This window comes from Candidatus Ruminimicrobium bovinum (assembly GCF_902760015.1).
In the GTDB taxonomy this organism is placed as follows: Bacteria; Elusimicrobiota; Endomicrobiia; order Endomicrobiales; family Endomicrobiaceae; genus Ruminimicrobium; species Ruminimicrobium bovinum.
Genome location: NZ_CACWEU010000033.1, coordinates 1 through 9217 on the forward strand (window position 1 = coordinate 1; position 9217 = coordinate 9217).

Genomic DNA, 9217 nt, shown 5'->3' on the forward strand with positions numbered 1-9217 from the left:
AAAATACTCCGTATTTTCAACAAAAAATTGCTTCGCAATTTTTTCAGAAATTCTACATTTTATGTTCTACATTATACATTGAATAAAAATCACTTTGTGATTTTTATTAATCTTCTTACCGTATCAAGAGCAACCGTTGTTGCTCTTTCCCTGACATCTTCTCTTGTTCCGTTAAATATAAATTTTTCAACTTTATTTTTACCTCTATAGGATACCCCTATATAAACAAGTCCCACGGGTTTATCTTTTGTTGCACCGCCGGGACCTGCAATACCCGTAACACTTATTGCATAGTCGGCTTTAGATAAATTCAGTATTCCGTCAAGCATTTCGTTTGCGGTTTCTTCACTTACCGCACCGAACTGCTGCAAAGTTTCGGATTTAACATTTAAAAGTTGATTTTTTGCCTGATTGGAATAAGTTACAACCGATTGTTTAAAACAAACGGAACTGCCTGCGGTATTTGTCAGTTTTGAAGCAATCATTCCGCCGGTACACGACTCTGCAACCGATATGGTTTTCCTTTTTTCAATTAACATTTTTTGAATGACCGATTCCAACGTATCCTCATTATAGCCGTAAATATTATCACCCAAAACATTAATAAATTCCTGATTAATATTTTTTAAAGTATCATCTATTGTAAGCTCATTTTCACCGCTGACCGAAACTTTTACATCTATCAAAAATTTATGTGCCAATATTGCAAATTCTATATCATCGTTATTTGACAAATAATTTATTACCGGTTTTATTTTTTCATCCACAAGCGATTCTGCCATACCGCAAATATGTAAAGTTAATGTTTTTTTTATTTTTATCTGATAACTTTTCATAAAAGGTATAACATTTTCTTCAAACATAGGTTGAAGTTCTCTTGGCGGCCCCGGAAGTAAAAATATTGTTTTTCTGACTTTTTTATTTTCATTTTCAATGTATTGAAAATGAAGCATTTGCCCGGGTGCCGTTCCAAACCTGTTTTCCAGCACTTTTGCGCCTTCTAAAATATACGATTGTCTTTCATTATTTGAAGCAGGATTTGTTATTCCTCTTCTTTGGAAATATTGAACAATGGCTTTTTGAACATTTTCATCTTTATAAGTTTTTAATTTTAAAATTTCCGAAACCGTTTCCACCGTTATATCATCAAAAGTAGGTCCAAGCCCGCCTGTAACAATAATAACGGAACTTCTTTTTACCGCCTGTTCCAATACCTCTTTAAATTCTTTTTTCCTGTCGGAAACGGTAGTAATTAAAGATAAATTCAATCCTAAATCGGAAAGTTTTGCTCCTATAAAACAAGCATGCGTATTTAATTTTCCGGTCAATAATTCACTTCCGCTGCAAATTAATTCTACTTTCACTTTATTTCCTAATTATAAAATTTTGATTGTTCCCTAATTTCCGCATTTTCGGTTTTTATTTGTCCGAATTTTATTTCGTATTTTGCTATATTGTCTTTTAATGCCTGCATAAATTTTTTTGCATGTAAAGGTGATGTTATTATTCTGCTGCGAACTTTTGCTTTACCGTTTTGAGGTTGTGCAAAAATAAAATCTATTATAAATTCAGTTTCAGAATGGGCAATAAGCGCCAAATTCGAATAAGTTCCGTTTGAAGTTTGTTCATCTATTTCAATTTTAATTTCCTGTTTTTTTATTTCTTCGGGCATTTTGCCTCCTTAGAAAAATTACTTCTTTTATAAGCCGATGGCTTTTATTATTTCTTTCATATCGGCTTTTACCTGTGTAGGTTTTGTAGAATTTTTAACCGCATTATCGGGGTCTTTTAAGCCGTGTCCCGTCAATATACAAACAGCCGTTACATTTTTTTGTTCTTTAAAATAACCTTTTCTCGTATATTTTAATAAACCTGCAAAAGATGAAGCGGAAGCAGGTTCCGCAAAAACACCTTCATGTCTTGCTATCATTTTGTATGCTTCTATAATTTCGTCATCGGAAACCATATCTATAACACCTTTTGATTGGTCCCTTGCTTCTTCAGCCGTTTTCCAAGATGCAGGGTTGCCTATTCTGATAGCAGTTGCCAAAGTTTCCGGCTTTTCTATAGGGTAACCTCTTACTATAGGGGCAGCACCTTCTGCCTGAAAACCCATAATTTTAGGCAATCCGTATTTCTGTGGGAACAACTGATTAAATTCTTTATAACCTTTCCAGTATGCGGTAATATTACCGGCATTTCCGACGGGCATAAATTGATAATCCGGTGCTTTTTCCAAATATTCGCAAATTTCAAATGCGCCTGTTTTTTGACCTTGTATTCTGTAAGGGTTAATAGAATTTACCAATGTTAACGGATAATTTTTACTTAAATCTTTTACAAGTTCAAGTGCTTTATCAAAATTACCGTCTATTTCAAGAACCAATGCGCCATGCATAACGGCTTGTGATAATTTACCGAGTGCAATTTTACCTTCCGGAATTAAAACCACACATTTTATTCCCGCCCTTGCCGCATAAGCTGCCGCGGATGCCGAAGTATTTCCGGTTGAAGCACATATAACAGCTTTACTGCCTTCTTCAACGGCTTTTGAAACAGCCATTGTCATACCCCTATCCTTAAAAGAACCTGTCGGGTTTAAACCTTCATATTTAAAATATATTGTTCCGGGAAAACCTATTTCTTTGCTGAGATTTCTTGCAGGTATTAACGGAGTATCACCTTCGTGTAAAGTTATTACCGGTGTTTTATCGCTTACCGGCAAATATTGTCTGTACTTTTCAATTAAACCTTTGTATGCCATTTTTTTCTCCTTAATTAAAGTAATCAAAAACTTCTTTAAAACTTAAATTTGCAATTTTCACATTTGCAAATTTTTCATATAATCTTTCTTTAGCTTTGTTTAACGGTCCGGAATGAATACCGTATCTTAATGCCAAAGAAGCTTCTATATATGCGGACAACTTGTCACACACTTCGATAAGTTTTCCGTCAACAGGGCAAAACTTATCATCGTTATATTCATCCGTTATTTCGGCAATTTCGGTTATTTTGGAATCTTTTATAATTCTGTTTATAAATTCATTTTCTATAAAATATTCCATTTCAAAATGCCAATTGTCCGGTAATAACGGCAAAATTCTTTCCTCTATTTGTTTTTTCTCGTATTCCTTTATTATTTCTTCCAAACCTTTAACCGAAGATTTAACCGGACTTACTATGTCTTTTGTTAAAATTTCCGGTAAGTCATGAAATAAAGACGAGAAAAAATTATTATAATATCTTTTTGAGCAAATATCCATATCAAGCGAATATAAATATGCAAAAACGGCTACAACAAACATGTGTCCCAAAACATTTGTTCTGGGTTGTCTGAATGTTTGTGCCCATCTTTGTTGAAACCTTAACTGCCCGCACAAATCCAAAAAACCGTAATATTTTTTATTCATTATCAATTCTTTTATACCGATAAAGTCTTTATATGTAACAACACATGTATCTACGGTTTCTCTTGTTTTTTCTATACCGTAAAGCATTTTATTCCAAGGATAAATTATTCCGAATTCCCATCTTGTAGAAAATTCATGCGATGCTTTAAGAATTTTCTTTTCATAAGACGACTCTTCGTTATCAAACAAATATTTTTCAAGTCTGTCATAAAAGCCGTTACCTAACGCAACAACGTCCGAACTTAAACTGCTTAAAACCCATCCGTTTAATTCGTCTTTTTTTTGCGACATAATTTCATGATAAACTTCCGGTTTTAAATCGGTTAAAACAACTCTTTGTAAAAATTCAAAAATTCCGCCTTCTATAAGTTTTATCCAATTTATTTTTTTACCGAATTGTTCATCAAATTTAGCAATCATATAGGCAATTATCATTTTATGCGCCTGTTTATCAAGCTCAAAAAAGTCAAACGGCCTTATATGGTCGTTCCACCTCATTATATTTGCGGCTGAAAATATTTTTTCAATCAAAGATTTGGTTATCATAAATTTACCTTGTAAATTTTGTTTTAGGGATTAACGTTGATAGATTAAAGTTTATTTTTATCAGTGACAAGCTATAAACTTTTCAGCACTCAACTCTAAACTATCTTTTGTTAATATCATCAACATCTATAACAACTTTACCTGTTTTGTAATCGTGTGCATCAATTGTTCCGTATTTTTTCAATACTCTTTTTTTATCTTTTATTATCAACACTTCTACCAAAATCGTAATTATACTTAAAAGCAAAGCACCTATAAATGCCGTTATAAAATCGGCAACAATAAAACCTTTTACAAGTTTACCTACAATATAAAACAAAAAAGCGTTTATAAATAAAGTAAAAAAACCTAAAGAAAAAATATTTATAGGTAATGTAATAAAAGAAATAACGGGTTTTAAAAATATTGTTATAAGTGTTAATACAACCGCCGAAGCTGCCAATGTTTGCCATCCGTTTATTGTTATACCGTTAACAATATTTGCAATCAAAAACAATGCAAAAGCATTAATTAAAGTTACTACTATAAAATTTCTCATGGTTAAGTTCTCCTTTATTTTAAAAATATACCGTTATTTTACCAAAATTTACATTATCTGTCTTGTATCTTTTATATAATTTTTTTATTTCTGAATTATTTAAAAACCTTAAAACTCTTTTTTTTAACTGCCCGCTGCCTTTTCCGGGAATAATTTCAACCTCATTAATTTTTTTTGAAACGGCCTGTTGCATAACGGAATTCAGTGCTGAGTCAATCTCTTTATTCTTATTAAAAATATCATGTAAATCCAATTTAAGTTTAGACATTTTATACTATAAAATTTTTATTCTTGCAACCGTATATTTCGGAAATAAATTTATATCCTGTTTTTTTATGTTTATTCTTATCGCTTTATTCGGTTCACCCGGCGATACGGTATCCGCAATTTTATTGGAATTTGCAATTTGAATTGTTTCCAATTTTATGCTATAAGGTTCAAATTTATAAGGAGATAATAGTTCAATTTTATCCCCAACCGATAATTTATGTCTTATTTCCATTATAATATAATCATCATAAACTTCTCTTACAAAACCGCAATTTCTGTAATTACTTTTGCTTGAGGTATCATTATAATCTTGTGCCGTTTGCGAAGGCATTCCGTCAAAAAAACCTAATGTATAACCTCTGTTTTGCAAAGTCAATAATTCATTCATATATTTTTGACTATTCCAATTTTTTTTGTCTTTGTAATAATCATCAATTGCTTTCCTGTATATTCTTGCCGTTTGTGCAACATAATATTCACTTTTTGTTCTGCCTTCTATTTTTAAAGAATCAATACCGGTTTCCAAAATATCATTAAGTTTAGGCATAAGGCATAAATCTTTTGAGTTAAACAAATATGTTCCTCTTTCATCTTCATCTATTTGATAAAATTCATTTTTTCTTAACTCTTCTTCAACATAAAATTTATATTTCCATCTGCACGAATGTGCACAAGCGCCTCTGTTTGCATTTCTTGAAGCCATAAAAGAAGAAATTAAACATCTTCCGGAATAACTTATACACATTGCTCCATGGACAAACATTTCAAGTTTTATATCAGGACATTTTTGGCGAATTTGTTGAATTTCCGTAAAATTAACTTCACGCGCCAACACACATAAATTTGCGCCCATTTTTTTCCAAAAATCAACCGTAAGCCACGAACAAACATTTGCCTGTGTTGATATATGTATAGGCAGCTCTGGAAGTTTTTCTTTGACAAATTTAAAAATTCCCGGATCGGATATAATTAAACCGTCGGGAGAAATTTCTTTAACCGTATTTATGAAGTTTGCAAGTTTTTCAACATCTCTGTTATGCGAAAAAACATTTAACGTGAGATAAATTTTTCTGCCTGCATTATGAATATAATCCGCCCCTTCTTTTAATTGTTCCAAAGGAAAACAGGATTTTGCTCTTAAAGATAAATCCGGAGTTCCGCAGTAAACGGCATCGGCACCATATAAAACTGCTGTTTTTAATTTGGATAATGTTCCGGCAGGCAGCAATAACTCGGGTCTATTCATATTTTTCAGATATATTTCAAAGTTTTTACATATTCATCATTAGGATACAACTTTTTTAAAACTTCTAAAGTTTTATTATATTTTTCTTTATTATTAAGTTTGGAATATACATTTACAAGCAATTTAAGACTATCACTATCGTTAGGTTTCAATTCAAGAGCTTTTAACAATGCGACCTCAGATTTTTCAAAATCACCGATATTAAAAAATAATGAACCGATATTCAAATATGTTCTTGCATATTCGTGTAATCTTCTTTCCTGCCAATTTTCATAATATAAATTATACGGTTTTTCTTTTAACTTTTCCGGGAAAATTAAGTGAGACATATATTCGTTTAAGGCCTGTTGATAATTACCGTATTGTAAGTATAACCATGCCAATCTGTAATATGTTTCAGGATATACCGGATCTATTTGTTTATATTCATTAAAATATCTAACTGCCAAAGCAAAGCAATTTTCCCTGTTTTGTATTGCTTTTTGTTCGTTCTCTTTATCATTTTTCTGATGGAATTCATTTACCTGATTATTAAAACCGATCCATGCTTTTAAATAAACAATTCCTACTAAAAATTTGGACTGGACATAATTAGGAGCCAGTTTCCATAAATTCCTGTATTCTTCAAGAGCCATTTCCGGATCATCGCCTTTCCATCTGTCTGAAAAATTATTTGCTCTGAAATATCTCGGCATTATAAATGACGGATTTTTCTTTTTAACTTCTCCGAAAATTTCTATTGATTTATCAAAATTACCGACTTTTGCATATTGAATTGCATTACTATGTAATTTATCGGCTTGAAAAAAACCATAAAAAATGTATGTAAGATAACATGCTGCAATTAATATAATTATTTGAAACAACCTTTTTAATATTACGTTAAAATTTATATTCCATTTTGTATCGTCTTCTTTACAATAGTAAAAAGTTATGGCGCCTATTAAACCTATTAACATCCACAACATTACTCCGGATGAAACAAACCTTAAAGAAACACAAACCATATTATGCCCTAATTGAGCAATTAAAGCGCTTACCACACCTAATTGCAGATAAGCGAAACTGTTTTTTTGATTTTTTTCTCTTCTGAAATATGCCAAATTTCGAAAGCCCAACATGATAAAAGTGAATATAAGTGTCAAAAATATACCGAAACCTATCATTCCTTCATCATAAAAAACCTCCAAATATTCGTTTTCCGGATGATCGCTTTCGGTATTATGAGCACCTTCTATAAAAAATATTTGAGGTCTTCTGTATGCAGGATAAGTTACATAAAATGTTCCTATACCGGTTCCTATTACAGGATGAGTATTTATCATTTCCCAACAGGCATTCCAAGTAAAAATTCTGAAAGAAGAGCTGTCCATTCTTTTCTTTGTTTGTATGAATATTCCGCTAAAAAATACGGATATTGTTAAAAGAGACATTACGGAAATTATTATTAACTTTTTTTTCTTTTCAATATTTAACATATAATTTACAAATAAAAAAGAAAAAGCAAGAAGTCCTATTCCAAACCCGAGCCATGCACCTTTCGAATAAGTAAAAAATACCGAAAAAGCTATTAATAACCATAAAAACAAAAGATGAAATTTTTTACTTTTAAAAAATAAAGCAAGTACCACAGGTCCCATAACAACTAAAAAATCGCCGAAGAAATTAGGATTACCGAACGTTGAAAAAACTCTTTCTCCAAATACTCCTCTCCAGGCAAAAGGATCCAAACCTTTATTCGGAGGTGCCGGGAAAAATTTATAATCTATGTGTTGAATAACGGCATAAATACAAACTATATAAGTTGAAACTATTAAAAAATTTATTAATCTGTTTACAGATTTTTCGTCAGTAAAAGTATCCATTATAATTATTGCCAAAAAGCAATAAATAAACCTTCTTAAAAATTCATTTAACGATATTTGAAAAAAAGGAGAAATAAATAAAGAGACAAGCCCTGAAATAAAAAATAAAATAACAGGCAAATAAACAAAGAAATGATTTTTAAATTTAAAAAAACTTCCGGTCTCAAGTTTTAATATAAGCCAGGAAGCAACCAATAAAATACCGCCTATTTGAACTATCGTTATTTTTATTTGTGCCGAATCGTAAGTAACCAAATAAAAACTGACTGCCACCAAAAAATAAAACAAAGGCAGTCCGTATAAAATAAATTTAGATAAACTTTTTTTAACTGTTTCGGAAAACATAATCAGGAAAGCTCCTTAAAAAAAAACGAGCCGACAAGAGGACTTGAACCTCCGACCCATCGCTTACGAAGCGATTGCTCTACCAACTGAGCTATGTCGGCTTTAGAGTTTGCTTTGCAATTTATTAGTATTCAAATGGCAAATTGCCATCGCAACGGCATCGGCTGCATCATCGGGTTTCGGAATTTCTTTTAAGCCCAAAAAAGTTTTTACCATGTGCTGCATTTGATGTTTATCGGCAGAGCCGTAACCGGTCAATGCAATTTTAATACTTCTGGGGTTATACTCAAACAACGGCAAATTTTTTGTTACAACCGCCGATATTAAAGCACCCCTTGCCTGACCTATTGTTGCTATAACATTTGACCCTTTTAAAAAAAATATTTGTTCCATGGCAACTACTTCAGGTTTATACTTTTCTATTATTTCATGCGTTTGATAAAAAAGAAACTTCAACCTGTCTGCCAAACAATCTTTAGGATAAGTTTTTATACAACCGTATCCCAAACAAGAATATTTATCGGTATTGCCTTTATAAACAACACCCCAGCCCGCCATGGACAAACCGGGATCTATTCCTAAAACTATCACTTATGCACCGTACTTTTCCATATCTTCTTTAGAAATATCAAAATTTGAAAAAACATTTTTAACATCATCATGTTCTTCCAATTCATCAAGAAGTTTTAACATATGCTCGGCATTTTCACCCTCCAACTTTATATAAGTTTGAGGTATCATTGAAATTTCCGATTCCATAACAGGAATATTTTTTGCTTTTATTGCTTCCAAAACTTTATTAAAATCTTCCGTTTTTGTATATATTTCATATACTTCGTCTTCGGCAACAAAATCATCGGCACCGCTGTCAAGAGCAACCGTCATAATTGTATCTTCGTCACCGGCTGTTTTTTCTATGGTAATAAGCCCTTTTTTAGAAAACATCCAGCCGACACAACCAGTTTCACCCATACTGCCTGAATGTTTTGAAAATATT

Annotated in this window: 10 protein-coding genes and 1 tRNA gene; all 11 read right to left on the minus strand. The window is 31.8% G+C overall.

The genetic code is table 11. The features are described from left to right. Positions 1–89: 89 nt before the first annotated feature. Positions 90–1364 (minus strand): competence/damage-inducible protein A, encoded by a 1275-nt coding sequence (locus tag ACMUOV_RS01080; RefSeq protein ID WP_413852951.1) that lies wholly within the window; start codon positions 1362–1364, stop codon positions 90–92. Positions 1365–1372: 8 nt separating this feature from the next. Then, positions 1373–1672 (minus strand): DUF3467 domain-containing protein, encoded by a 300-nt coding sequence (locus ACMUOV_RS01085; protein WP_413852953.1) that lies wholly within the window; start codon positions 1670–1672, stop codon positions 1373–1375. A 27-nt stretch (positions 1673–1699) separates the two neighbouring features. After that, on the minus strand, positions 1700–2764 hold the full coding sequence (gene thrC, locus ACMUOV_RS01090; protein ID WP_413852955.1) for a threonine synthase: 1065 nt from the start codon (positions 2762–2764) through the stop codon (positions 1700–1702). A gap of 10 nt (positions 2765–2774) precedes the next feature. After that, positions 2775–3956 carry an HD domain-containing protein gene (locus tag ACMUOV_RS01095; protein WP_413852957.1) on the minus strand — a complete coding sequence of 394 codons (1182 nt, stop codon included), beginning with the start codon at positions 3954–3956 and terminating at the stop codon, positions 2775–2777. 100 nt (positions 3957–4056) lie between these two features. After that, complete coding sequence (locus tag ACMUOV_RS01100; protein ID WP_413852959.1) at positions 4057–4494, minus strand: phage holin family protein; 438 nt, start codon at positions 4492–4494, stop codon at positions 4057–4059. A 19-nt stretch (positions 4495–4513) separates the two neighbouring features. After that, entirely contained in the window at positions 4514–4762 is a 249-nt protein-coding gene (locus ACMUOV_RS01105; RefSeq protein WP_413852961.1) for a Smr/MutS family protein, read from the minus strand. A gap of 6 nt (positions 4763–4768) precedes the next feature. Then, positions 4769–6010, minus strand: coding sequence for a U32 family peptidase C-terminal domain-containing protein (locus ACMUOV_RS01110; protein WP_413852963.1), 1242 nt, complete (start codon positions 6008–6010; stop codon positions 4769–4771). A 5-nt stretch (positions 6011–6015) separates the two neighbouring features. After that, entirely contained in the window at positions 6016–8220 is a 2205-nt protein-coding gene (locus tag ACMUOV_RS01115) for an O-antigen ligase family protein (RefSeq protein ID WP_413852965.1), read from the minus strand. A gap of 28 nt (positions 8221–8248) precedes the next feature. Beyond that, a tRNA-Thr gene (locus ACMUOV_RS01120) sits at positions 8249–8321 on the minus strand. Position 8322: 1 nt separating this feature from the next. Continuing rightward, on the minus strand, positions 8323–8811 hold the full coding sequence (gene ruvC, locus ACMUOV_RS01125; RefSeq protein WP_413852967.1) for a crossover junction endodeoxyribonuclease RuvC: 489 nt from the start codon (positions 8809–8811) through the stop codon (positions 8323–8325). Beyond that, the coding region (locus ACMUOV_RS01130) for a YebC/PmpR family DNA-binding transcriptional regulator (protein WP_413852969.1) at positions 8812–9217 on the minus strand (406 nt) is incomplete at its 5' end. It abuts the gene before it with no gap.